General features: G+C 69.2%; 20 protein-coding genes. 12 read left to right on the plus strand and 8 right to left on the minus strand.

From position 1 onward, the window contains the following. The first annotated feature begins 8 nt into the window (after nucleotides 1-8). The 4 genes from BN1186_RS08690 to BN1186_RS08705 all read left to right on the plus strand — a co-directional run bounded on the left by BN1186_RS08690 (nucleotide 9) and on the right by BN1186_RS08705 (nucleotide 6,078). Nucleotides 9-2,981 (plus strand): polysaccharide pyruvyl transferase family protein, encoded by a 2,973-nt coding sequence (locus BN1186_RS08690; protein ID WP_052459968.1) that lies wholly within the window; start codon nucleotides 9-11, stop codon nucleotides 2,979-2,981. A 246-nt stretch (nucleotides 2,982-3,227) separates the two neighbouring features. Next, entirely contained in the window at nucleotides 3,228-3,446 is a 219-nt protein-coding gene (locus BN1186_RS08695) for a WhiB family transcriptional regulator (RefSeq protein ID WP_052459969.1), read from the plus strand. Nucleotides 3,447-3,560: 114 nt separating this feature from the next. Next, nucleotides 3,561-3,767, plus strand: a complete 207-nt coding sequence (locus BN1186_RS08700) for a winged helix-turn-helix domain-containing protein (protein WP_052459970.1) — start codon at nucleotides 3,561-3,563, stop codon at nucleotides 3,765-3,767. Nucleotides 3,768-3,912: 145 nt separating this feature from the next. After that, complete coding sequence (locus tag BN1186_RS08705) at nucleotides 3,913-6,078, plus strand: glycosyltransferase family protein (RefSeq protein WP_052459971.1); 2,166 nt, start codon at nucleotides 3,913-3,915, stop codon at nucleotides 6,076-6,078. Between the two features lies 1 nt (nucleotide 6,079). On the opposite strand, the gene BN1186_RS08710 is transcribed toward BN1186_RS08705, so the two are convergent. Together BN1186_RS08710 and serS are read right to left on the minus strand one after the other, a co-directional pair. After that, a complete protein-coding gene (locus BN1186_RS08710) occupies nucleotides 6,080-6,886 on the minus strand; it encodes a Cof-type HAD-IIB family hydrolase (RefSeq protein WP_040283651.1) in 807 nt (268 codons plus the stop codon). Nucleotides 6,887-7,029: 143 nt separating this feature from the next. After that, nucleotides 7,030-8,298, minus strand: coding sequence for a serine--tRNA ligase (serS, locus tag BN1186_RS08715; protein WP_040283652.1), 1,269 nt, complete (start codon nucleotides 8,296-8,298; stop codon nucleotides 7,030-7,032). Nucleotides 8,299-8,554: 256 nt separating this feature from the next. On the opposite strand from serS, the gene BN1186_RS16270 reads away from it, so the two are divergent. The 3 genes from BN1186_RS16270 to BN1186_RS08725 are packed head-to-tail and all read left to right on the plus strand — an operon-like array spanning nucleotide 8,555 to nucleotide 10,864. Beyond that, nucleotides 8,555-8,689, plus strand: a complete 135-nt coding sequence (locus tag BN1186_RS16270; protein ID WP_281278455.1) for a hypothetical protein — start codon at nucleotides 8,555-8,557, stop codon at nucleotides 8,687-8,689. 52 nt (nucleotides 8,690-8,741) lie between these two features. Beyond that, nucleotides 8,742-9,932: an MFS transporter gene (locus tag BN1186_RS08720; RefSeq protein WP_040283653.1), complete on the plus strand. Its 1,191-nt coding sequence runs from the start codon at nucleotides 8,742-8,744 to the stop codon at nucleotides 9,930-9,932. Nucleotides 9,933-9,934: 2 nt separating this feature from the next. Further along, nucleotides 9,935-10,864: a diacylglycerol/lipid kinase family protein gene (locus BN1186_RS08725; RefSeq protein WP_052459973.1), complete on the plus strand. Its 930-nt coding sequence runs from the start codon at nucleotides 9,935-9,937 to the stop codon at nucleotides 10,862-10,864. Here BN1186_RS08725 and pheA read toward each other — a convergent pair. Further along, complete coding sequence (gene pheA, locus BN1186_RS08730) at nucleotides 10,810-11,724, minus strand: prephenate dehydratase (RefSeq protein ID WP_040283654.1); 915 nt, start codon at nucleotides 11,722-11,724, stop codon at nucleotides 10,810-10,812. The two genes, BN1186_RS08725 and pheA, sit on opposite strands and share 55 nt — an antisense overlap. A 79-nt stretch (nucleotides 11,725-11,803) precedes the next feature. On the opposite strand from pheA, the gene BN1186_RS08735 reads away from it, so the two are divergent. Further along, nucleotides 11,804-13,111 (plus strand): S8 family peptidase, encoded by a 1,308-nt coding sequence (locus BN1186_RS08735; protein WP_040283655.1) that lies wholly within the window; start codon nucleotides 11,804-11,806, stop codon nucleotides 13,109-13,111. 54 nt (nucleotides 13,112-13,165) lie between these two features. On the opposite strand, the gene eccCa is transcribed toward BN1186_RS08735, so the two are convergent. Further along, on the minus strand, nucleotides 13,166-17,194 hold the full coding sequence (gene eccCa, locus BN1186_RS08740) for a type VII secretion protein EccCa (protein WP_246043278.1): 4,029 nt from the start codon (nucleotides 17,192-17,194) through the stop codon (nucleotides 13,166-13,168). Nucleotides 17,195-17,312: 118 nt separating this feature from the next. On the opposite strand from eccCa, the gene eccD reads away from it, so the two are divergent. Then, nucleotides 17,313-18,743, plus strand: a complete 1,431-nt coding sequence (gene eccD / locus BN1186_RS08745; protein WP_040283657.1) for a type VII secretion integral membrane protein EccD — start codon at nucleotides 17,313-17,315, stop codon at nucleotides 18,741-18,743. 88 nt (nucleotides 18,744-18,831) lie between these two features. Here the strand turns inward: eccD and BN1186_RS08750 are convergent, their stop codons facing one another. Then, nucleotides 18,832-19,500 carry a hypothetical protein gene (locus BN1186_RS08750; RefSeq protein ID WP_040283658.1) on the minus strand — a complete coding sequence of 223 codons (669 nt, stop codon included), beginning with the start codon at nucleotides 19,498-19,500 and terminating at the stop codon, nucleotides 18,832-18,834. Further along, nucleotides 19,497-20,669, minus strand: a complete 1,173-nt coding sequence (gene eccE, locus BN1186_RS08755; protein ID WP_040283659.1) for a type VII secretion protein EccE — start codon at nucleotides 20,667-20,669, stop codon at nucleotides 19,497-19,499. Before eccE ends, BN1186_RS08750 begins: the two co-directional genes overlap by 4 nt. 126 nt (nucleotides 20,670-20,795) lie before the next feature. Between eccE and eccB the strand changes: the two genes are divergently transcribed. From eccB to BN1186_RS08770, 3 genes are all read left to right on the plus strand, one after another. Then, nucleotides 20,796-22,193, plus strand: coding sequence for a type VII secretion protein EccB (gene eccB, locus BN1186_RS08760; protein ID WP_040283660.1), 1,398 nt, complete (start codon nucleotides 20,796-20,798; stop codon nucleotides 22,191-22,193). A 174-nt stretch (nucleotides 22,194-22,367) separates the two neighbouring features. Then, the gene (locus BN1186_RS08765; protein WP_082031203.1) at nucleotides 22,368-22,676 is read left to right on the plus strand and encodes a WXG100 family type VII secretion target; all 309 of its coding nucleotides are present in this window, start codon (nucleotides 22,368-22,370) and stop codon (nucleotides 22,674-22,676) included. Between the two features lie 36 nt (nucleotides 22,677-22,712). After that, nucleotides 22,713-23,006, plus strand: a complete 294-nt coding sequence (locus BN1186_RS08770) for a WXG100 family type VII secretion target (RefSeq protein WP_052459974.1) — start codon at nucleotides 22,713-22,715, stop codon at nucleotides 23,004-23,006. A 128-nt stretch (nucleotides 23,007-23,134) separates the two neighbouring features. Here the strand turns inward: BN1186_RS08770 and BN1186_RS08775 are convergent, their stop codons facing one another. Both BN1186_RS08775 and BN1186_RS08780 read right to left on the minus strand, forming a co-directional pair. Further along, nucleotides 23,135-23,482, minus strand: a complete 348-nt coding sequence (locus BN1186_RS08775) for a DUF1206 domain-containing protein (protein WP_082031205.1) — start codon at nucleotides 23,480-23,482, stop codon at nucleotides 23,135-23,137. After that, nucleotides 23,457-24,632, minus strand: coding sequence for an alpha-amylase family protein (locus BN1186_RS08780; RefSeq protein WP_040283662.1), 1,176 nt, complete (start codon nucleotides 24,630-24,632; stop codon nucleotides 23,457-23,459). Before BN1186_RS08780 ends, BN1186_RS08775 begins: the two co-directional genes overlap by 26 nt. Nucleotides 24,633-24,635 lie beyond the last annotated feature (3 nt).

Below are 24,635 nucleotides of genomic sequence, written 5' to 3' on the forward strand. Positions count from 1 at the left end.
GCACTCAGATGGCTTCTCAAGCTAGCCCCACCCGGATCGCGCTGCTCATCGGGGGCACCGCCCAGGACGCGGAGCGGGCCGCGGCCGTCGAACGGTGGCTCGTTTCGCGTGGGGCCGACGTCCTGACGTTGAGCGACGGCCAGCAGGACCTGCTGCACGACGACGTGCCGAGCCCTGTCCCGGCGGTCTTCCGCCCCGAGGCGGTCGTAGCATGTCAGGCCACCGAGCCCACCGGCGTGCAGGTGCCGGTCCTGCATCTCCCAGACGGGGACGACGAAGACATCGCCCACGCGCTCAACTCCTTCGCCGCCGGATCGCACACCGGGCCCCTGCGCACGGTCCTGGTCTCGGGGTACTTCGGCGCCCACAACCGTGGCGACGACGTTATCGTCACCGCGTTGCTGGCCGAACTCTCCCGGGCAGACGACACGCGCATCGTCCTGGCCACTCCAGAAGCGGCTGCTGCCACACGGGCCTACGGCCTCCCCGCCATCGACAGGCTCGACGCCGTGACGTGCAACAGGTGGGCCTCCATCGCCTCTGTCGTGCTCCTCGGCCCGGGAGGCCTGTGGGACGACTACTCCATCGCAACCGTCGGCGGGTTCGCCGGCACCATCTCCGGCGCACCCCGTTCCCCTGCGCACCTGGTACAGCTACCGCTCCTGGTGCGCGGTCACGGCGGAAGATTCCTCGGCGTCGGCTTGGGCGCAGGCCCGCTGCGGGACCAGGACTCCCAGGCGGCGGTCAGGCTCGCGCTGGAGTTGGCAGATTCGGTGGGGGTGCGCGACGTGGAATCCCGAGAACTGCTGGCTTCGCTGCTGCCCGAGGCAGCGGACCGCCTCGTGCTCTCCCCGGACCTTGCATGGTCCGCGCCGATGCCGGCCGCCGACGTCCGCCCACCCTGGGTCCCCGATGGCCCCTACCTCGCCATCAACCTTCGTCCATGGGAGGACGACAGCACGCAACACCGTCTGTGGGACACGGCCGTCGACTTCGCTGCTCAGCGCGGCCTGGGCGTGGTGGCGGTCCCTATGCAGCCTGTCGACCAGACTTTGATGGAACCCTGGCTGAAGTCTGCTGCCGATGAGGGGCACCCCGTCTCCCTGATGCCCACGACGGCTGACCATGCGGAGTTCATCTCGACTCTGAGGGGCGCAGAGGCAGTCGTCGCGATGCGTCTGCACACCAACCTGCTGGCGCACTGCGTGGGCACGCCTGCGGTGGGCCTGTCCTACCACCCGAAGGTGGCCAGCCACTTCGCAGACCTGCAGCGAAGCGAGTTCTCCCTGCCTCTGACTGTCTCCTCCGAAACCCTCACCGCCCGGGTCGAGTCCGCTGTCGATCATGGCCTGCCCGCCGCGCTGCAGGCCTTGGTGGAGGAGCGCCGAAGCCTGGCTGCCGCCGAACTGACGCGCATCAGGGAGGCCGTGGAATCGTTGCCAGCCAAGGAGCCTGGGTCAACCTTCCGATCCGGACGAGACGAGAAGCCCACTGAAAAGTCCCAGCCTGCCTGGCTGAGCCCTGCAAGGGTCACCGGCTTCAACACCTCGCGGCCGGGCGGAGAGGTCCCCATCGTCCACACTCTGAGCCCGACCCGCTTGACGTTCGGGCCGGCGGCCCGAACCCACGGCGTCGGCGATAGCGCCGAGGCCGTCTTCGAGCTGGCGGTGACCGCAGGCGCCGGATTCAGGGCGACGGTGCAACTCCAATCGCTCTGCCCTCAGATCCCCGAGTTGGAGGGCAACTTCACTGTTGAGGTGCTCGTCGGATCGGACGTCCGCTACTCCTCAGACATCGCCAGTTGGTCCCCCCGCACCGAGGTGGTGCTGACCGGTTGGTCGCCCACGGGCCTGGTGACCCTGCGGGTTCGGGTCCGCGCGCTCCGGAACACCCAGGACCTCGGGTGGGACACCAACGCGCAGATCAGGGTGTTCCGGGCGGACCTCGCCCCCTGGGGCGGCTCCCGCTCCCTGTCATCGACGACCAACCCCCTCGCCTCCACCGCCGGGCCTGTCGCCTGGAGCGAGGACGCGCCCCAGCCTGAAGCGGCACCCGTCGCCGCGGCGGCTCCCCCGAACCCGGCCAAGCCCGTGCTGGCACGCCCCCGCCACATCGACGGGTCGAAGCACAGGATCTCACACCACTCCAGCGTGGGTCGCTTCTTGGATCTTGACGAGATCTCACCCGGCTTCAACGTCATCCAGGACGGCGGCATCCCCATCGATGTGCAGATCAGCGACCGCGGCCATTCTACGACCGTGGTGACCTTCCACGCTGCAGCCCCGCCTGATGTCACACTCCCCTTCCTGGTCGGACAGGACGTCACCCGAGATCTCCCGGTCAACCGCATCTACGTCAGTGACCCGACTCTCGCCCTCAGCCCCAGGCTCAATCTGGGCTGGTTCGCCGGTTCGATGACACAGCGGTTCCAGCCCGCCTTCACCGCCATCCTCAGGAAGATCCTCTCGCTGCGGCCGGAGGTGGAGCGCGTCGTCTTCTTCGGCCCCAGCGGAGGCGGCTTGGCCAGCCTCTACTTCGCGGCGCAGTTCCCGGGTTCCTTCGCCGTGGCGCTCAACCCTCAGACGTCCATCGCCCGGTACCTCCCGGCGGCGGTGGAGAGGTATGCGGAAGTGGCCTTCGGCATCACGGGTCGGGACCCGATCGGGCAACTGCCCGTGGACGTGGTGCACGACCTGACCGGCCTGTACTCACGGCCTGTTGACGCCACCGTCCTCTACGCCCAGAACCTGACCGATGACCGCCACGTGTCCCAGCATGCCGTTCCCTTCTTCGACCGGCTCCACCCCGCCAACCGGGCGTGGTGGTTGGGCTCCCATGGCTGGGGCGAGGGTCATGTGGCCCCGCCAATCTCCCTGACCACGGAGATCCTCCGGGCGGTGACGGCAGCTGAGCCAGCGGCTGAAGCCGAGCAGTTGGGTTTCCGGCGGGTGCACAACTCCCAGTCGTTGAACCTCCCGTGAGTTAGGTTAGGAATGAATATGAGTGAAGATTCGACCACTGCTTGCTGAACAGCAGATGAACTGCCTAGTCAGATAGGTCTCACCGCCGTTGCCTAGGAGCGATTCTGAGCACAGGTACTCAGCCGCCCCGTGCGGTGTACCCAGATAAGTCGGGTAGTTCTCCCCATGATTTCGGCCCCCGCGAACAACGTCTTTCAGCCACTCTTGATGTAGCACTCCACAAGGGGATCTACGGAAGGGCTGACAATGACCGCAACCACCACCGCCTGCGTCGCTTACTCGAACGTGTTTCTGCACCCGCTCCTCGACGACACCACCCCCGCCTCGCGGGGCGAGCGCCGCGAGCAGCAGATGCTGCGCACCCAGGCCGAAAAGATGTGCGCCGGTTGCCCGCTGATGGCCCAGTGCCTGACCGACGCAGTGGCCAAGTTCGATGTCGCCGGCTTCGTGGCGGGCACCACCTAGCGTCAGCGCCAGGAGATCCGCGCCCGGCTCGGCATCACCGTCGCCCCCGAGGACTTCGACACCTTCGCCGGCGTCAACTCCGGCCGCCAGTTCGACCGCTACGAGATCCACCGGATGCGTTCAGCCAACCCGGATCAGCCGCTGAGCGTCATCGCCGCAAAGGTCGGCTGCTCCGTCTCCACCGTGAAGCGCCACCTGCGCCGCATCGAGGCCGAGGGCGGCATCGGCCGCCCGGAGGTCAAGAGGGACGTCTCGCCGGCCCTGATCGTGGCGGTCGCCAACGAGGTCAAGAGCGGCACCCGCAGGGTGACCGCCGCCTGATCCCCCGCCACATCAGATCTTCCTGATCACAACGGGCCGCTCTTCCCCCGGAGCGGCCCGTTGTCACGTCCGGGATCGGTACAGTTCGCCTGTGCCCACACCAGCGATACCCGACCTCGACACCCAACGGGCCCTCCTCAGACAGGTGCAGTTTGAAGAGCCCCACAAGAACCGGATCCTCTTCCTCGGAAACTTCGTTGAAGGGCCCACCGGAATCGTCAGTTGCCTGGCCCGCTCGCTGGAGAGCCTGGGCCACACAGTCTTCCGCTTGGACACCGTCGGCAATCCGCCGTTCCTGAAGAACCCCACTGGAGTATCCGGCGGAATGGGGCCCATCTACCCCGATCTCGACGCGCTGGGCACGATCCTTGACGTCTTCCGCCCCGAAGTCATCCTGACCTGCGCCGGCGGATTGGTGTGGGAAGACGATGATGTTGAACGCCTCAAGGACCGGGGGATCCTGACCATGGGGCTGACGCTGTCAGATCCCGACACGCAACCGACGATCGTCGATCACGTCGGCAGGTTCGACATCCACACCACCAACGCGACGCTCGCACTCGAACGATATTTCGAGAGAGGAATCACCAACACGACGTTCATGCCGTTCGGCGTGGATCACCAGTTCGCGACCCGGAGCGTGGCACCCCACCCTGAGTATCTGGCTGACGCCATCTGCATCGGCCATGCGACCGCACGCCCGGAGCGCCATGAACTCATGGGGCTGCTGGCCGACCGGTTCAAAGTGCGCGTGTACGGCCAGGGGTGGGAACTACCCGGGGCACGCCCCGTCGGCGGCGACGAACTACTGACGGCATCCGCCAGCGGCACCTTCCACATCAACTTCCCCCTCACCCGCAAAGGGTTCCAGAACGTCAAGTGCGGGGTGTTCGAGTCCGTGGCTCTGGGGGGCATCGTCTGCACCGAGCAGTTCGACGAGCTGGGCAGCCTCTTCCGCTACGGCGAGGAGGTGATCGGCTACACGGGCGGTGAACACCTGGCGACGCAGCTGGAGGAACTCCTGTCCAATCCGGCCCGCCTTGAGCAGATGAGGCGGCGCGCCTACCACAGGCTGGCCTCAGAGCACCTCTACGAACACAGGATGCTCGCCCTCTTCCAACACGCCCGCGAGCGCGTCGAGTCCGACCCGTCCCTGGCCCATGCCCACCGCTTCGCATCCGCCGTCCATGATCGCCCTCGCCATGTTCTGCTCTCCGGATGGGGCCCGGCCACTGCGGATGTGTCCGCACGAGAATCCCTGGCTCAGCAGGTTGAGGGGGCTGCGCCCGACACCGTGGTCCGGGTAGGGAGCACTGAGCCGGCCGCGGATCAGTTCGCCCTCGGGCGTCCCACCTTTGATGCAGGCGACCCCTACGACACGGAACGCGCCGTCGCCAGTGCGGGTGCGGTCATCCTGAGCACCGGCCTGCTCCTGGCTGACACGAACCCGCGAAGTCTCGGCAGCGGATTGGCCTACGCCGTGGACGGGCAACCAGGGCCGACGACCAACGCGCTGCAGGTCTCACTCCTCGCCAGGGGGCACGGCGTGCCGCTTCACCTGATCACAGACGGCGCGGGCAGGCCGAGCACAGCACCAGGCCAGCGTGCCATGGGCCTGATCTCCGGGCTGGCCACGTCGCACTCTCAGCACGCGGAAGCGCCCGGCTCCCTCGACGACCTCCTCCGGGCGATACGGGACCTCGGCACGTATCCGCCCGACGAAGGGTCAATGATCACCGCGCCTCCCACCGATCCCGTGCCCGCGTGGTCCCGCTCCGGCTGGCGGGAGGTCGAAGCGCTGGACCTGTCCGTGCTGCAGGCCCACGGTCGCGGTGTCGATCCCGCTCAGCCAGTCGCAGTCCACACCCATCACACGGTGGAAGGCGAGTTCGTGATGAACTTCAGGGCGAGCGCCCCGCGCCGAGGCGACGTCGTCGCCACCTGCCTTCCTGACAGCGCATGGGAAGGCACCGCACGCAAGATCGAGCTGCGGCTGGAGAACCGCTACGCAGAACGCCCCGAGTTGGCAGGGCGGCTCGCCTGGGAAGTGGGCATCGGAGACGGGACCTTGATCCGGCAGGACATCACCACCTGGCGGGAACCGGTCCACGCATGGTTGACGCTGCCTGCCGAGGTAGCCACCTCCCAGGTTGAACTCAGGGTTCGTACCCTCCGCGATTGTGAGGCCTGGGGGTGGGGGCCGGCTTCAGCGCTGCGTGTGATCGCTGTCAGGGTGATGCCCATCACGCGGACGTGCAGCGAGGTGCTCGCAGCGGTATCGAGCCCCACTGCCGAGGTCGAGGGAACCTAGCTCAGGCGGCGCCTTCGGCCTCCAACGCGGGGAACCAGAGGTTCAACTCGTCGACGGTGCCGAGATCGGCGAAGTTGCCCGTGACCACGTCTGCGGCGGCCTTCACCTCGTCGGGTGCGTCGCCCATCGCGACGCCGCGGCCGGCCCATTCGAGCATCTCGATGTCGTTGCGGCCGTCGCCGATCGCCAGCACGTTCTTGCGGTCGATGCCCAACTCGCGGCAGACCATGTCGAGCCCGAAGGCCTTGTCGATGCCCTTGGGCGCGATGTCGAGCCACGCCGACCAGCCCACGAAGTAGGCCACCTCCTGCAGGCCCAGCTTGCCGACCATCTCACTGAAGGCTTCTTCTGTGGTCTCCGGGTCGCGCACGATCACACGGGAGACGTGCTCCTCAGCCAGGTCCTCGACGGGGACGACCGCGACCTCGCCCAGCAGTTCGTCCGGCGGGAACTCGCGGTTCACACGCCAGTGCAGGCCGTCCTGCACAGCGATGCGCGCGTTGGGGGCGATCTCGGAGACCTGCCGCACCACGTCGGACGGGTCGAAGCGCGTCTCGTGGCGGATCTCCAACTCGGGGTAGGTCACCACCATCGCCCCGTTGGCGGAGACGTGCCAGCCCTCCGGCAGGCCGAGGTGATCGGCGATCGGCTTGGTGGCCAGCCACGAGCGGCCCGTCGACAGCACGACGGTGGCACCGGCGTCGACCGCGCGACTCACGGCCGCGCGGATCTCCTCCGGCATGACACCGAACGCGTCGACAAGCGTGCCGTCGATGTCGAGCGCAACGAGTTCTGGAGTGAAGTCCATGGCGTTTCCTCTCTTCCCTGCCCTCAGGGACGCATGGTTACGTGACGTAATTCGCACTCCAGCATGCCACCGCCGGGTGAACCAACGGTGGACGGCATCGAAACAGCGGGTGAGCATGGATAGTCGAGTAGCGATTGACAGGCTCAGGGAACGAGGACCTCGCGGCCGCCGAGGAACGGGCGCAGCGCCTCCGGCACATGGATGGAACCGTCGGCCTGCTGGTGGTTCTCCAGCAGCATGATGATGATGCGGGTCATGGCGCACAGCGTGCCGTTGAGCGTGGCGACGGGGCGCACGCCGTCCTCGAACCGCCCGCGGATGCCGAGGCGACGGGCCTGGAACTCGGTGCAGTTCGACGTGGAGGTCACCTCGCGGTAGCGGTTCTGCGTGGGCAGCCAGGCGTAGCAGTCGAACTTGCGGGCCGCGCTGAGGCCGAGGTCGCCCGAGGCCACGTCGAGCACCTGGAACGGCACCTCGAGCGCCTGCAGGAAGTCCTTCTCGTAGCCGAGGAGCTTCTGGTGCCAGTCCTCCGCATCCGCCGGGTCGCAGTGGACGAACATCTCCACCTTGTCGAACCAGTGCACGCGGAAGATGCCGCGGGTGTCCTTACCGTGCGAGCCGGCCTCGCGTCGGAAACACGGGGAGTAGGCGACATACTGGCGCGGCAGCGTGCCCGCATCGAGGATCTCGTCGGAGTGGTAGGCGGCCAGCGCCACCTCCGAGGTGCCCACGAGGTACAGGTCATCTGCCGGCAGGTGGTAGACGTCCTGCGCGGCCTGGCCGAGGAAGCCGGTACCCTCCATCGCCGCGGGGCGCACCAGCGCCGGCGGGATCATCGGGGTGAAGCCCCACTCGGCGGCCTTCGTCATGGCCAGGTTCAGCAGTGCAATCTCCAACTGGGCACCCACGCCGGTCAGCACGTAGAAGCGGGAACCGGAGATCTTCGCGCCGCGCTCCATGTCGATGGCGCCGTGCAGCTCGCCGAGCTCGAGGTGGTCCTTCGGCTCGAACCCCTCGGCCGCGAAGTCGCGCGGGGTGCCGATGGTCTCGAGCACCACACCGTCGTCCTCGCCGCCCTCGGGCACGCCGTCGAGGACGAGGTTGCCCACCTGCTTCATCAGTTCATCGAAGCGTTCCCCCGCCGCGTCCGCATCCGCCTGGAGCTGCTTCACATCGGCGGCCAGCTGCTTGGTGCGGCTGAGAAGGGCGGCCTTCTCGTCGCCCTTTGCCCGCGCAACGTCCTTGCCGATCGACTTCTGCTCGGCCCGGAGCTGCTCGTAGGAGGCGATCGACGAGCGGCGCAACTCGTCGGCCGCGAGCAGCTCGTCGACGAGTTCGACAGAGTCGCCGCGGAGCGCCTGCGAGCGGCGGACGCGGTCAGGATCTGCACGGAGCACCTTGGGATCAATCATGCGCCCCACTCTAGCGAGACGGCGTGCGCTGAGCCGCGTCGGGCGGTGGCGCGGATCAGGGGCGGCAAGCCCGTCCACGTCGTGCCCAACGCGAAGGCCAACTCCACGGCCGTCTACTTCGACGACGAGGGCACGGCGCACTCGTTGACCAGCGAGGCGCTCCTGGCGAAGGAACTCCACGGTCTGCGCACGGTGAAGTCCAAGGCGCCGCACCACGGCGTCGTCGTGCGACGACGCGCTCCCCGACACCATCGAGGTGACCACCGACGACGGCGAGGTCAGGCCACCGTCGAATGCGGAACTGCACGGCGACCTGTTCGCCGACAGGGTCACTAGCGCCGATGTGAAGGGCGAGCCCGGCTCCATCGCCGTGACCAACGCCACCCCCTGATCAAGGGGCCGGGGATAGTGTTGCCTCACATCAAGCTCGGGACGGAGGATCATTGGCGACACTAGCCAAGCGCAGGCAGCCGGTGCCGGCGGAGATCTGGGTGCTCGTCGCAGCGGCATTCCTGATCGCCCTGGGCTTCGGCATCGTGGCGCCGATCCTGCCCCAGTTCGCCCAGTCCTTCGACGTGGGCGTCATGGCCGCCTCCGCCATCGTGTCGGTGTTCGCCTTCGTCCGCCTGATCTTCGCGCCGGCCGGCGGCGCGCTCATCGGGAAGTTCGGCGAGCGGCGGATCTACCTGTGGGGCCTGGCGATCGTCGGCCTGTCCAGTGCACTGAGCGGCCTCGCCCCCGATTACTGGACGCTCCTGCTGTTCCGCGGCCTGGGCGGCATGGGCTCGGTCATGTTCACAGTCTCCTCCATGGGCCTGCTGGTGCGCCTCTCCCCGCCCGCACAGCGGGGGCGCACCGCGTCGCTGTACGGCTCGGCATTCCTGCTGGGCAACATCTTCGGCCCCATCCTCGGCTCCGCGCTGCAGGGTCTGGGCCTGCGCATCCCGTTCTTCATCTACGCCGCCGCCGTGTTCGCCTCGGTGCTGGTGGTGATGGTCTCCCTGCGCCGCGACACCGGCGCGCCCGCCGCCACCGGCCAGGCCCAGCCCAAGATGACGCTGCAGGAGGCCCTGGCGATGCCCTACTACCGGGCGTTGCTGATCACCGGCTTCGCGCATGGCTGGTCCAACTTCGGCGTCCGCATCGCCCTGCTCCCGCTGATGGCGGCGTCGGTGCCGGCGATCGGTGCGCAGTCCGCGGGCATCGCTCTGACGCTGTTCGCGCTGGGCAACGCCGTCACTCAGCAGGCCACCGGGCGCCTCATCGACAGGCTGGGCCGGCGCCCGTTCCTCGTCGCCGGGCTGGGCCTGTCCGCGATGGTGACGCTGCCGTTCGGGTGGGCGGACAACCCCTGGTGGTTCTTCGCGCTCTCCCTCGCGGCCGGCGCGGGCGCTGCGTTCATCGCGCCCGCGTCGCAGGCGCTGTTGGCCGATCTCATCGGCTCCAACCGCAACGGCGGCCAGGCGCTGTCCACCTATTCCATGGCCACGGACCTGGGCTCCATCGCCGGCACGCTGCTGGCCGGCGCCATCGCCGACGCGCTGGGCTTCGGCTGGGCCTTCGCCGCCACCGCGTTCGTGCTGGCCGCCGCCATGGTGCCGTGGTTCTTCGTCAAGCGACGCCGGCGGGCCTGAGCATGCGCACCGCGGTAGTGGTCAACCCGGCGAGGGTGCACCGCGCAGCACGCTTCCGCGCCCTGGTCGACGGCGCACTCACCGCCCGCGGGTTACCGCCGGCCCGGTACCTGCCCACCACCGTCACCGATCCCGGAGCCGGCCAGGCGGAGGCCGCGCTCGACAGCGGGGCCGAGCGCGTCCTGGTCGCCGGCGGCGACGGCACCGTGCGGATGGTGCTGGGCGCGCTCCGCGACACCGGCGTCCCCGTCGGCCTGATCCCCGCGGGCACCGGCAACCTGTTGGCCCGCAACCTCAGGCTGCCGCTGCGCCTGCGCCCCGCCGTCGAGAACGCGCTCGACGGCGCGCCCCGGCGGCTCGACCTCATCCGCTACACCGATCTGGACGCCGACGCCCAGGGGTACGCGGCGGTCATGGCAGGCGTCGGCGCCGATGCCGCCGTGATCGCGGACGCCTCGCAGCGGCTCAAGTGCTTCGGCCGCCTCGGCTACGTGCTGGCCGGGCTGCGCCACTTCCGGGCGCGCCCCGTACCCACCAGGGTCGCGGTGGACGGCGACGCGCTCGCCCGCGACGCCTCCCTCGTGGCAGTGGGCAACCTGGGCGAACTCACCCGCGGCGTGCCGCTGTTCCCCCACGCCGCGGGCTCCGACGGCCTGCTGGACGTGCTGGTCGCCTCACCGCGCCACGCCGGCGACGTGCTGCGCATGGTGGCCGGCGTGCTGCTGCGCACCCGCAGCGAGCCGCGGGTGGACCGGCGCACGGGTCGCGACATCGTCATCCACAGCGCCCGGCCGGTGCCGTGCCAGGCCGACGGCGACGCGCTGGGCGACGTCAGCGCGCTGCGGCTGGAGGTGGTCTCTGGAGCGGCGCAGGTGGTTCAGCCGGCGTCGGGCACGCCGAGTCCGTCGACCCAGGAGGCCGCGGCCTCGTAGGAGTCGTCGGTGAAACCGTCGCCGATCTTCGGGCGGGCCTGATCCGCGCGGGGATAGGACCCCAGGAAGTGGACCCGCGGGCAGACGCGGTGCAGGCCGGCGAGCGCCTCCGCGACGCGCCGGTCGTGCAGGTGGCCCTCCACGTCGATGGAGAAGCAGTAGGAGCCCAGCGTGGTCTTCGTGGGCCGCGACTCGATGCGCGTGAGGTTCACGCCCCGCACCGCGAACTGTTCGAGGATCTCCAGCAGCGCACCCGAGTGGTCCTCGCGCATGTACGCCACCAGGGTGGTCTTGTCAGCGCCCGTGCGCTCCGGGACGGCGCCGGCCCTGCCCACCTCGACGAAGCGGGTCACCGCACCGGGATTGTCCTCGATGGCGTAGGCGAGTTCCGTCAGGCCGTAGGTCTCCCCCGCCACGCGGGCGCACACGGCCGCGTCGTAGTGCGACTCCGGGCGCGCGACCTCCGCGGCCGCACCCGCCGTCGATCCGGCCTCGGTGACAGTGGCCCGGGGCACCATCTCGGCCAACCAGTAGCGGCACTGCGCGGCGGCGTGCCCGTGGGTGAGCACCTCGCGCACATCCTCCAACCGCGTGCCCTCGCGCACGTAGAGCCCGAACTCGACGGCCACGACGATCTCGCCGCGGATCGCGAGCGGCTCGCCGGCGATGAGCTCGTCGAGCGTGGCCGAGACCCCGCCCTCCACCGAGTTCTCGATGGGGACGACGGCGCCGCTGATCTCGCCGCGGCGCACGGCCTCGAGGGCCTCACGCACGCTGGAGAACGCGACGGCGTCCTCATCGGTGATCGTGCGCAACGCCTGATGGGTGAACGTCCCCGCGGGACCGAAGTATCCGAGCACGGATCCATCATGACACCTGGGGCGGCCTCCGCTCTGCGGGCACTCGGTCGATGGACCCGGACGCGACTAATCTGTGGCCATGAAGCGAAACCTCTGGCGCAGCACCGCGGGCATGCTGGCGGTGGGCCTGCTGCTGAACACCACCGCGGCGGGCGCGTTCGCGGAGGAGGGCCCCGTGGGCATCGGCGAGGCGTTCGCCGCCACCCGCTGCGAGGCACGCCAGGCCACGCAGCAGGCCCAGATGCTCGATGCGTGGCACCTGGACCGCCTCCACATGGAGGACGTGTGGCAGTTGGCCACCGGCGAGGGAGTCACCGTCGCCGTGATCGACACGGGCGTCAGCACGGCGGGGAGCCTCTACTTCGGCAACCGGGTGGAGGCCTACGATTTCGTGGGCATCTCTGAGGATGAGCGCAACAAGCAGGCGAAGGTGGACTGCATGCACGGCACGTTCGTCACGTCCCTGCTGGCCGCCGGCCGGCGCGACGACGGCGGCGCGGTGCATTCGCTGACCAACTTCGCCGGCATCGCCCCAGGCGTCAAGGTGCTGGCCTACCGCGCGTTGGCCAACTCCACCGTCGAGGCGAAGGAGGGCGAGCAGCCTCCGCCGCCGGCATCGCTGATCCCGGTGGTGCACTCCATTGACGCCGCCATCGAGGCGGAGGTCGACATCATCAACCTCTCGCTGGTCGTGCAGAGCGACGCCCCGGATTTCGATGACTTCGAAAACGCCGTCTACCGGGCCCAGGAGCGGGGCATCATCATCGTCGCCGCCGCGGGCAACAACACGGACAATATCGGCGCCCTGTTCCCCGCCTCGTTCCCCGGAGTGATCACCGTGGGGATGAGCACCGACGCGGAGGCGGCCCATCCCATGAGCTACGCCTGGTCGCCGGTCACCGTGGGCGCGCCCGGGGCCCAGGTCGTCGGGTTGGCGCCCTCCATGCCTGACCGCGAGGCGACCACCGCCAACCAGGCCTTCCACCAGGACACCGGGACCTCGTTCGCCGCGCCCATCGTCAGCGGCGTGATCGCCCTGATGCTGGAGTACGACGCGAAGCTGGGCCGCGAGCGCGCCACCCCCGAGCAGATCATCGCCCGGCTGAAGGCGACGGCTGACCCGCCGCCGGCCACCGCTCCTGACCCCCAGCTCGGCTGGGGCATCGTCAACCCTATGCGCGCCCTGATGGACACCCGCCCGGCGCCCATGGCGAGCGAGGCCGCGGAGTTCACGCCGCCGCCCGCACCGCCGCCCGAGCCTGAGCCCGTCGACGCCCGCATGCCGGCGCTGGGGCTCGGCGTCGCCGTCGGTAGCGTGCTGGTGGTGGGCATCGGCCTGGTCGCGGCTATCGCGATCCCCGCGGCCACCCGCCGCCCCGGTCCCTGAGCGTCGCTGGCGTCTGGTCCCTGAGCGTCGCGCCGGGCGACGCTCAGGGACCCGTCACTCCTCCGTCTTCGGCAGGTGGGCGGTCTGGATGAGGCCCTTGAACGTGCGGGTGATCAGCGTGCCGCGGCCGGCAGGCATCGGCGTGCCGGTGACGTCGCCGTAGAGCTTGCCCTCGTCCTTGTTGCCGCTCATGACCAGCGCCGGGTTGACCGAGTCCTTCATCTTGGTGATGAGCGGATCGCCGAACACGGCGCGGCTGACTCCGCCGAAGGCGCGGGTCATGATGATGTGCAGGCCGATGTCGCCGGCCTGGTTGATCAGGTCCGAGAACACGGCCATCGGGTTGCCAGACTGCGTGGCCACCAGCTCGTAGTCGTCGACGATGATGAACACCTCGGAGCCGGTCCACCAGGAGCGGTCGCGCAGCTGCTGCTGCGTCACATCCGGGCCTGGGAGGCGGGCCCGCACGGCCTCCGCCGTCTGCTGCAGCATGGGCGTTGCGGCAGATGCGGACGGGTAGTAGCCGATGAGATGTTCGGTCTCCACCTCGCCCAGCAGGGAACGGCGGTAGTCGACGATCATGATCTTGGCTTCCTTCGGCGTGAACCGCGTGGTGATGCCCTTCAGGATCAGGCGCAGTAGGTTCGACTTGCCGGATTCGGGCGCGCCGAACGCGACGAAGTGCGGCTCGGTCATCGTCTCGAAGAACACCGGCGACAGCTCGAGCTCGTCGATGGCGTACGGGATGCGACGGTCCTGCGTGTCGTGCGTGATCGCCGGCAGCTCGGTGATGTCCAGGCTCTCCGGCAGCATGCGCACCTCGGCGGCGCGCGGCCCCTTCCACGCCCGGTTGACCGCCTCGATGAAGTTCCTCTGACCGGCGGAGACGTCGTCGGCGTTCTCCACACCGTCGACGCGGGGCAGGCCGACGAGGGCGTGCAGCCCGCCTGCGGTGATGGAGCGGCCGGGGCGGCCCGCGGGGATGGCGCCCTGGAGTTTCCGGTCGATCTCCGAGTCGAACGCGTCACCGAGCTTCAGCTCGATGCGGGACTGGAGTGCGTCCTTCGTGGCCGCGCGGATCTCCATCCACTTCGAGGCGCTGACCCACACGTGGATGCCGAAGCCGAGGCCACCGTTGGCGAGGGTCTGGATCTGCGGTTCGAGGTTCTCGAACTCGCTCTTGAGGGTGGCCCAGCCGTCGATGATGAGGAACACGTCGGTGGGAAACCGGTCCGCAGGGATGCTGCCGTCGCGGCGGCCCTGGCGGTACGTGGTCATCGAGTCGATGCCCAACTCGGCGAACTGGACTTCCCGCGCGGAGCGCAGCGACATCACTTCGGCCACCGTGCGCCGCACCCGGTCGACGTCGAGGCGGCCGGTGACCGAGCCGATGTGGGCGAGGTCGCGCATGGAGGTGAGGGCGCCGCCACCGAAGTCGAGGATGTAGAAGCCCACCTCCTGCGGCGTGTGGGTCAGCGCCAGGCCTGCGATGCCGGCGCGCAGCGCCATCGACTTGCCGGACTGCGGACCGCCGGCGACGCCGAGGTTACCGCCGGAGCCGGCGAAGTCGATCCACCACGGGTCGCGGCGCTGCTGCCGCGGCTTGTCGATGAGGCCGACGGGGGCCTTGAGCGTGGAATGCACCTTCGGGTCCGCGGCCTGCAACCCTCGGCCCTCCGTCTCGGCGAGCCCGCCGAGCAGCTGATCCATGGTGGGCGGATCGTCGAGAGGCGGCAGCCACACCTTGTGGGCGGGCCAGCCGTGGCCCTGCAGCCTGCCCACGGAGATCGTCAGCAGGGTCTCGTCCTCGTCCTGATCCTCGTCCTCCACCTCTGGGGCCTCTTCGACGACGGGCTCGTCTCCCGCGGCAGGCTCAGGCTCAGGTTCCGGCTCGGGCGGCAGGACGGGCATGACGTAATCGGCGGTGAACTCCAGCACCGGCGGGGTCCAGGTCTTGGGTTCGATGACCAGGTCGTCGAGCGGGCTGTGCTGCTGCGGCGCCACCGGCTCCGAGGTGCCGTGCCACGGGCCGGAGACGTAGGCCGCCTTGAAGCGGGTCATACCGGTGGTGTCGTACTTGAGGTAGCCGTTGCCGGGCGGCGTCGGCAGTTCGTAGGCGTCCGGCACACCGATCACGGTGCGCGACTCCGCGGGCGAGAAGGTACGCAGCGCGATGCGGTAGCTGAGGAAGGTGTCCAGGCCGCGCAGCTTGTTCTCCTCGAGTCGCTGCGAGGCGAGCAACTGGTGCACGGCGATGGAGCGGCCCACGCGGCCGATCTGCACGAACAGGTCGATGAACTCCGGGCGGGCGGACAGCAGCTCGGAGAACTCGTCGACCACGATGAACAGGCTGGGCATCGGCGGGATGTCGGCGCCGTTCTGGCGGGCGGTCTCGTAGTCCTCCCAGTTCTTGAAGTTGCCCGCGGCGCGCAGCACCTCCATGCGTCGGTCTAGCTCGCCGCCGATGGCGTCCTGCATGCGGTCGACGAGGCCGAGCTCGCCCTCGAGGTTGGTGATGACGGCCGAGACGTGCGGCAGGTGCTCCAGGCCGAGGAACGTGGCGCCGCCCTTGAAGTCGACCAGGATGAAGTTGAGCTGCTCCGTCGAGTGCGTCATCGCCAGGCCCAGCACCAGGGTGCGCAGGAACTCGGACTTACCGGAACCGGTGGCGCCGATGCAGATGCCGTGGGGGCCCATGCCGCCCTGCGCGGACTCCTTGATGTCGAGCTCGACGGGGCTGCCGTCGTCGGCGGTGCCGAAGGGGATGCGCAGATGCTGCCGCAGCGGGCGGGGTCGCCAGGCGACCCTGGGGTCGAGCGTCAAAGGGTCGCCCACGCCGAGCATCGCCGGGTAGTCCTTCGGCGGCTCGAAGACCACCTCGGCCGGCCCGCCGTCCTCCTCCTCCGCCCCGGCGGCCAGTTCGGGCATGCGGTACGGCGACATCGCGCGCGCCAGCATCTCGCAGTAGACCACCGGCACCTCGTCCGGACGGCCGAACGGGGTCTGGGCGTGGGGGGTGCGGGTGGTGCGGCGGTGCAGCACGATGGTCTCATCACGCACCTCGAACACCGCCACGCCCAGTTCGAGCGCGCGCGGCAGTTCCCTGTTGCCGGTGACCTCGATGGTCACGGCCTTGGTGTTGGGCGTGACGAACTGCTGCGGCGAGACGCCCTCGACGCCGTCGGAGACGATCACGGCCAGCGACGGCGGGTTGTCGCTGCCCTGCGCCGAGGTCGCCATCTGGGACAGCTCCCCGGCTGCGGTGGCGAACATGCGCACCGGGCCCACGCCGTCCTCCTCGGTGGGGTGCTGCAGGTGCGGCAGCCACTTGACCCATTCCCACGACGCCTGCTGGGCCTGGGTGGCGGCCACCATCAGCGACACGTCGGTGGGCGCGTGCCAGGCCACGAGCTGCGCCACCATGGAGCGGGCCAGCGCGCGGCAGGCCTCCTCGTCGCCCACCAACTGGATGGCGCGGAAACCCCGCAGGTCCACCGCCAGCGGCACGGACTGGATCACGCGGTGCGTGCGGATGAAGCGACGCAGCGCGCCCGTGGTCAGCGGCTCGAGGTCCTCGATCGGCTGGGACTCCGGCGGCGTGATCCGCTTGGCGGACTGCTGGCGCCCCACGGAGACGCGGACGGAGCCGAAGTCCTCAGCATCGGGGCGGCGCTCCCACATGCGCATGCCGCCCACGACCGTCCACAGCGTGTCGGGGGCGGGGTGGCGGTAGGCGACGGATTCGCGCTGCTCGTCGGCCGTCTTCGCGAAGTTCTTGCGCACCTGGGCCAGGTAGCGGAAGTAGTCGCGACGGTTGGCGTCGAGCTGGGCGGACTGGTCGTCGTTCTGGCGGCCCACCTGGGAGAGCATCATGCCCATCATGGACACGGCGTACAGGCCGCCGATGACGCCGCCCAACGCGCCGCGGCCACCGCCGCCACCGCCCATGTTCATCATCATCAGACCCATGGCCAGGCCGCCGGCCACCATCGGCAGCATGCGCAGCAGGTTGCCGAAGGGTTTGGACGCCGCCGGGGGTGGGATCTCCGGCGGCGATTCGAGCAGCAGGTCCCCGCGTGGCATCGCCGGAGGCGAGACCCGCTTCGGCCTGTGGAACAAGATGTGGCCCATGAGCGCCTAACTTAACCGACAACCGGGGCAGGCGACACAGTTGCGCCCTTCGCCGGTTAAGGTATCGGTCGTGAGTACACAGGCCGAGGAAGATCTCTCGCGCGTCACTGTCATTTCGAGCAGCCGTCGCGTCGATCTCGCGCTGCCCGGATCCGTGTCGCTCAGCGAGCTGCTGCCCAGCATTCTGCGCTTCTCCGGGCTGGAGGCGAACAACCCCACCGACGCGGTCAACGCCTGGGTGCTGCAACGCTTCGGCTCAGACCCGTTCGACCTGTACACCCCCGTCAACAAGCTCGGTATCCGCGACGGCGAGACGCTCCACCTGAGGCAGCGGGAGAACGCCATCCCCGACGCAGCGTTCGATGATGTCGTCGACGCCGTGGCCGGCGCCACCAACTCCCGCCCCAGCTGGCAGGCGAAGCACTCGCAGCGCCTGGGCCTCACCCTGATGCTGCTGGCGCTGATCGGCATGCCGCTGCTGATCATCCTGGGGCAGCCGCCGATCGACATCAACAAGGCCCGCTTCGACCCATCGCTGCGCATCCCGATGGGGCTCGCCGTCGGCGTCACCGGCTTCCTCAGCTTCGCCGCCGCCATCGGCTCCATCGCCCTGGCCCGCGCCGCCCGCGAGAAGCAGACGGCCGCGGCTCTGGCCTGGGGCAGCGTCGCGTTGGCGGGCATCACCGGCTGGTTCCTGCCCGATCCCATCTCAGATCTGGTGCCGCTGCCGGTGCGCATCATCATGGCCGCCAGCTTCGTCCTGATCACGGCGGCAGCCTGCGCGCTCGCTGCCCGCGTCCACCCCATGCACCTGTTCAGCACGGCACTGGCCGCGCTCCTCGTGGTGGCCGGGTCCAGTTTCATGCTGCTGTTCCCCGACAGCGACGTGGAGGTCGCCGCCATCGCGTTGACGATCATCTCGTTCCTGACCACCTACCTGCCGACGCTGTCCTACCGCATCGCGGGCATCGCCCTGCCCAACCTCCCCACCACCTCGGAGGGGATCCTGGCCGACGAGACCCCGGTGCAGTCCGATATCGTCAAGCGCGCGCTCTTCGCCGACCGCCTGCTGGGCGCCATGCTCTCGGCGCTGTCCGCGGTCGCGGTGCTGGGCGCCTTCGTGGTGATCACCCAGAGCACGCTCTGGTCGACGATGCTGGTGCTGTGCATCGGGTTCGCCTTCCTGCTGCGGGCCCGCGCCTTCGTCGGCTTCACCCAGCGCCTGGCGCTGATGCTGGGCGGCGCGATCATCGTCGTGCTCGGCCTCCTGGCCATCGCGTCGAGCCAGGTGGGCTCGCTCGCAGGCATGGTGATCCTCTTCGTGGCCGCGCTGCTGCTGACCTACATCTTCGCCCACTACTCCGCCGCCCTCTACAACCGCATCCTCGCCCCCACCTGGGGTCGCTGGGGTGACGTCCTCGAGTGGCTCGCGATCATCGGCATCATCCCCGCCCTGCTGGGCGTGTTGAACCTGTACTCGTACTTCAGCTCGCTCCTCTGACCCCATGTGGTCCCTGAGCGTGCCCCGCGACGAAGGAGCCGGGCACGACGAAGGGCCCCCGCAGCCTGTCTGCTGGCGCAACCACCGGTCAGCGGCCGTTCTGGAACAGCATGCGGTACTCCGTCGGCGAGGGTGGGACCCGGACCTTGACGACGCGGCGGACACTGGCCAGCACGACCTCAGACTCCTCGAGCTCCGAGACGGCCCTGACCTGGCCGCTCTGCAGCGCGTAGGCGCGGCGGAGGTTCTCGCCGGACTTCGCGTCGAGCGGGGAGAGCATCGATATCTCGCAGGCTCTGAGGTCGCCCACGGACTTCGGCGAGGAGGGGTCGCCGACGATCGCCACGGCCTGCCACGGGCCCAGGCGGGCGTTGGTGCCCACCGCGCCCGCCTCGTCGATGATCAGGCTGGGGCGGAAGGCGCGACCCTGGCCGGGGATGTTCTCCGGCGTCTTCAGGATGTCGATGGTGCCGCCGCAGGCGCGGACCGTGTCGGCCAGCACGAGCCAGCGACGGTGGTCCTCCGCGACGACGGACAGGTGGGCGCCCAGGCACATGGCCCGGAACGCCACGAGCCACTTGAGGTACTCCGGGACCGCCAGGTAGAGGCGGGTGGGCTCCGGGCGGAACAGCCGCATCGTCACCGGGCCGCCGGGGCCGACACCGAGTAGCAGGCCGGAGGGCCCCGTCGACATCGTGGGGATCTGCTGCTCGGTGACCTTCTCCGGGGCGAGGGCCTGGAACGTGATTTCGGTCACTGGTCAATCCGCCTTCCGAGGGGAACAGTGGCGAGCATCCCCGGCACCTGGGTGCCGCCGAGGGGGCCGAGCTTCACCGCGCCGCTCAGCGCGGAGACGACGTACTCGTCGGCCGCGACGGCCTGCTCAACGTTGGGAGTCACCAGCCTCACGGCGCCCTGCGGTGGGCGGCCGGGGCTGACGGTGAACGACGTCACGGCCATCATGGCGGGGGCTTTGGACACGACGTCGAGCAGCCGCTGGTAGGCGGCGCTGGGGCTGGCGCCGAAGCTGTGCACGGCGCGGGTCTCGTGCACGAGCCCGTCGTTGAACCACGCCTTCCATTCCTCCCGGGTGCGGGGCGCCGTCGGGTCCGGGGAGGCGCCGGTGACCAGGGCGATCACGTCGGAGATCTCGAGGGGGTCCAGCGGGGCCGTGACCATCCCGTGGCGCTTCAGCAGCGCCTGCGCGCGGTGCAATCCGAAGCGCAGGGTGGCGAACACGCCGGTCTGGCCGTCGCCGCGTCGGCCCACCGCTTCGAGGCAGAGGCGTGGGTCCAGCCGGAGCGCCACCCAGGTGCGGCGCAGCGCCGGCGGGGGGTTCTCGCCGAGGATCTCGCGGTAGGCGCCCAGGGCGGGCGAGCCTTCCGGCAGCATGCCGCCCGAGGGTGCAGGCACCGTGAGCGTGACCACCTGGACGCCGGCGAACACCACGTCGTCCTGCCGGGTGAGCGCGCCGAGGGCGTTGAGGTCGAGTTCCGCCCCGCGGTCCGTGAAGAGCGTGTGATCCGCGGTGACCTCGAGGATGCCGGACCACGAGGTGCCGTCCGCGGTGACGCCGATGTCGCCGTCGTGGGCGTCCTTGATCTGGGTGAGCGCGAGGTGGGGTAGCCACTGCGCCAGCGGCACCAGATCCGACGCGTGGTCCGGGTGCTCGACGCGCTGCCGGGAGCGCCTGCGGAACGCGGAGCCGAGCTTGAGCGTGGCGGGGATCGTCCGGCCGTTGACCGGGACGCTCAGCAGGATGGCGACCAGCAGCACGACGCCGGCCGCGACGTAGGCCCACACCTCCTGCTGCACCACCAGCAGCGCGATAGCCACCAGCACGATCTGCCAGGCGACCACCATCGGCAGGTATCGCGTCGAACGCGCGCGGCGTTGCAGCGCCAACCCGTCGGTCTTTCGCAGCATCTGTCCACCTCCGGTGGCCCACTCTAGGGCGTGCAGCGGTCCAGTCGCGGCCAGTTGTGGCCCTCTGTGCTCCTTGAGACGGCTACAGTTGCGCTCGACCCACAGCCGGACAGACGCAGGACACCCATGGCGACTCGCAAGGACCTCCTGAAGGCGCACGCCTTCACCTCGCGCCGCATGTTAGCGGCGTTCGTCGATCGTGACCCCGAGGACCCGACGCCGCCACTGCGCCGCGTCGGCACCGCCACCTTCGTCTCCGTCCTGTTGGGAGTGGTCCTGCTGGCCGGCACTGCGCTCATCGGGCTGCTGCGCGGCGGGGTCAGCAACGATTCGTGGACGGACCAGGACAACGTCATCCTCAACGACACCCAGTCCGGGCAACTGTTCGCGCACACGAACAAGCAGGTCATCCCCGTCACCGACGTGGCCACCGCCCGGCTCCTGGCCGCGGGCGACGCGCCGGAGGGCCCGCCGCGGGTGATCGACGTGAAGACGGAGGCGCTCGTGGGCGCCGAGATGCAGCCCCGCCAGGGCATCCCGGGAGCCCCGCCGCAGCTTCCCGCGGCTGGGGACCTGGCGACGTTCCCGCTGCGCCTGTGCTCCACGGAGCCCACCGGCCGGGGTCGCTACCTGACGCTCCAGTTCGGCGCCACCGAGCCGTCGAGCATGGACTACTCCTTCATCGCGCGCGCCAGCGAGGGCACCCAGTACCTGATCTCCGGGGGCCGCAGCCATGAACTGTACGCGCCGCGCGGCAGCACCAGCCCCGTGTCCTTCGAGGTGCCCGTCATCGAACCGGGCAACTCGTGGATCTACGCCATCCCCCTGGGGCAGCCGATCAACCCTCCCGAGATCCCCGGCTACGGAGACACCGCCACGAAGGCCTACCAGGGCAAGACCATCGGCGAGGTGGTGGCGGTCACGGGCAGCGACCCGGTGCGCCACTACGTCCAGCTCAATAACGGCATGGCCACCATCTCCTACCTCGAGGCCAAGCTGCTCTACCACGAGCAGGGACGCGACTTCACCCAGGAGGTGGGCTCCATCTCTGAGCAGGACCTCTCCGGCTACCTCATCGACGGGCTCGAATCCATTACGGCACCGGGCATCCCCATGTACGCCCCGGTTGCCCCGCCCGGTTTCGACACCGGCACCAACGCTTCCGTCTGCGCCACGTACACCGCCGATGATCCTGACCGCGTTTCTGTGTCGATGGGGCAGACAACCCCCACGATCGATCAGCGTCAGATGGGCCCGCCGACGGGTAAGTACATCGACCACATCGACCTGCCAGCCCTCAAGGGCGCCCTGCTGCGCAACGCGGATTCCGCCAAGGAAGAGGCGGTGGCCACGCTGCTGCTCAACGGTCGCAGCTACCCCATCCCCACCATGGCGGCACGCCAGGCGCTGGGATACGGCGACGTCGCCCCCATGCCGGTCACCGGGGGCCTGTTGAACCTGCTGCGCTCCGGCCTGCCCAGCGGAGTGGCGCTCTCCCGCGAGTACGTCACCACCCAGGAGTGAGTTCCTGCTCCCATGACCGCCTAGTCCGCGTAGGTACTCCTACTCGTTTGTGCCGGGAGGGGTGGGAAGTGACCTCCCTTACGCATAGTGTTTCTCATGACACCACAGCAGCCACGAGGAAATCCAAGTGGCTCGAGCAGAGCCACAGTGGCTCAACGTCGAAGGGAATGAATCATGGGCGACAAGTCCGTAGACCGCGCTGCAATGCAGAAGGCAACGCAGCAGATCGAGACCAAGCACCAGCAGATCCACCGCCTGCAGACCCGACTCCAGGGCCAGATGGGCGACCTCGCCAGCCGCTGGCACGGTAACGCATCGAACGCGTTCCAGAACGGCTACCGCGCGTTCGACACCGAGTTCGAGAAGGTCAAGGCCGGCCTCGACACCATCCACGGCCAGCTGGTCGAGACCCTGCGCGAGTACGGCGTGCGTGAGGAAGAGAACCAGTCCACCGCCAACCAGATCGCCGGCCTCATCGGCTGACGCCGCTGAGATCAAAGAAAGACCAGGAGAGATTCCATGAGCGACTCAACCATCTACTCTGTCTCCGGCCTCCAGGAGGGCATTTCCAACCTCTCGGCCGCACACAAGGAACTCACGCAGCTCCTTGAGGACCTGAAGGGCGAGCTCTCGTCCTCCCTCGGCAGCTGGGAAGACAACGCCCGCACCGCCTACGTCGAAGTGCAGCGTCAGTGGGACCAGTCGGCGAAGAAGCAGCAGGAGATCGTGCAGCAGATGCCCGTCCTCCTCGGCAACATCGCCGATGGCTACAACTCCACGGAGAAGCGCAACGCAGGCATCTGGGGTCAGTGATCCAGAAGCATTGAGAAGGGGCCCGGCTTTCGCCGGGCCCCTTCTTCTGTGTCTGTTTGGCTGGGGTGAAGTGCTGATTCCCGCGACTCCTGAGCCAGCGCCGCCCGGCTCAGGAAACGCACGGGCGGTCAGCGGCCGCGCTTGCGTGCCAGCGCGCGGGCGCGGGCGAAGCAGAAGATGCCGTAGGTGATCAGCCCGGCGCCCACGATGATGAGCAGAAAGGTCCCGTAGGGCAGCTCGGTCAGCTTCTTGAGGGCGCCGTCCAGGCCGCCGGCCTCCTCCGGGTCGTTGGTGATGACCGCCACGACGAACAGGATGCCCACGATGCCCACGGCGATGCCCTTGGCGATGTAGCCGGCCATGCCGAAGGCCGTGAATATGCGGCGGGCCTGGCCCGAGACGTCGACGTCTTCGAGGAAGGTCTTGCGGACGCCCTTGGCCACATCGTAGTCAGGGCGCGTTGAGGTGTTCCCCATCTCCGGAGATGTCGACGGCGGGCCGGGCCAGGTTGAGGTTGACGGTCAGCCAGTGGTCACCGTCGTGCACCCGGTAGCGGAGGGCCTCATTGCTCTTGTCGAGCACCTCGACGACGGCGCGGACCAGCCACGGGTGGCGGCGGCGCAGCGCGATGGCCGCCTGATAGTGCCGCAGCACGTCCGCCCCGAGCGACGACAGCTCTGCGGGCGTCTCCGGCAGGGGTGGACGCACCTCGTCGTCGCCGTGCCAGGCCTCGGTCTTGGTGCCGGTGAAGCCCTGCTCGTCGCCGTAGTAGATGCTGGGGGCGCCGGGCAGCGTCATCAGCAGGTACGGGGCCACGGCCACGGCCTGCGGCACCTGCGTGGCGAACCGGGTCACGTCGTGGTTGCCGAGGAAGGTGTTGGGGATGAAGCGCTGCGTGAACTCCGCGTGCCGCTCGATGGCGTGCGCTAGTTCCCAGCCGTTGACGTCCTTGAACGAGCTCCAGATCCCCTTCCACAGCTCGTACTGCGTCACGGTGGTGAGCGTGGACTCCTCGATGAAGCGCGGGTAGTCGCCGTGGATCACCTCGCCGATGAACACCGCATCTGGGAACTCGGCGCGGACCCGCTCCGCCGCGGCGCGCCAGAAGGAGGTGGGTACGGCGTAGGCGACATCGAGCCGCCAGCCGGCGATGCCCCGGCGCAGCCAGTGCAGCATCACATCGACGACGAGGTTGAGCACCTCCGGGTTGTCGTGGTCGAGTTCCACCAGATCCCCGTGGCCCTCCCAGGAGCGTGGCTGGTCCCCGTCGCGGCGCAGCAGTTCCGGCCGCTCGGCGACGAGGGGGTGGTGGCGGGAGACGTGGTTGAAAACGCCGTCGAGGATCACGTGCATCCCCCGGGCGTGCGCCTGCTCGATGAGGTGGCCGACATCCTCGTCCGTGCCCAGGCGCGGGTCGATGCGGTAGTGATCGAGCGTGTCGTACCCGTGGGAGGCGGAGGCGAAAATGGGCCCCAGCAGCAGCCCGTTGCAGCCCAATTCGACGGCGTAATCCAGCCAGTTGGCGAGCCTGCGCAGCCGGGGCTGCGGCTCACCGTGTTCCGTGCGGATGGGAGCGCCGGCGGCGCCGAGGGGGTAGACGTGCCACCAGATGGCGTGTTCGAGCATGGT

Source organism: Tessaracoccus massiliensis, from assembly GCF_000826065.2.
GTDB classification, from domain to species: domain Bacteria; phylum Actinomycetota; class Actinomycetes; order Propionibacteriales; family Propionibacteriaceae; genus Arachnia; species Arachnia massiliensis_A.